Below are 254 nucleotides of genomic sequence, written 5' to 3' on the forward strand. Positions count from 1 at the left end.
CGATCGAACACCGAACGGCAAGATCCAAGCCAGAAATCGCTTTGGCTGAGGTTGATCGAGCGATGGCAGCCAACGTGCGCTTTGGATGTGTGCTGGCGGATGCAGGATACGGGCTCAGCGCACCATTTCGACAAGGGCTAACAGAACGCGGATTGGCCTGGGCCGTCGGCATCCCTCGGCACCTCAAGGTGTATCCGGTTGATGTGAAGCTCATTTGGCCGATTACCAAAGTCCGCGGGAAACCACGAAAGCAC

At 57.5% G+C, this 254-nt stretch carries 1 protein-coding gene; it reads left to right on the forward strand.

The window, feature by feature from the left end; all coding sequences use genetic code 11:
* Positions 1-254 (forward strand): transposase (locus I6F28_RS37310; protein ID WP_225143994.1); only part of this gene is annotated, 254 nt, incomplete at both ends.

The organism is Bradyrhizobium sp. NBAIM14 (genome assembly GCF_020193895.1).
GTDB classification, from domain to species: Bacteria; Pseudomonadota; Alphaproteobacteria; order Rhizobiales; family Xanthobacteraceae; genus Bradyrhizobium; species Bradyrhizobium yuanmingense.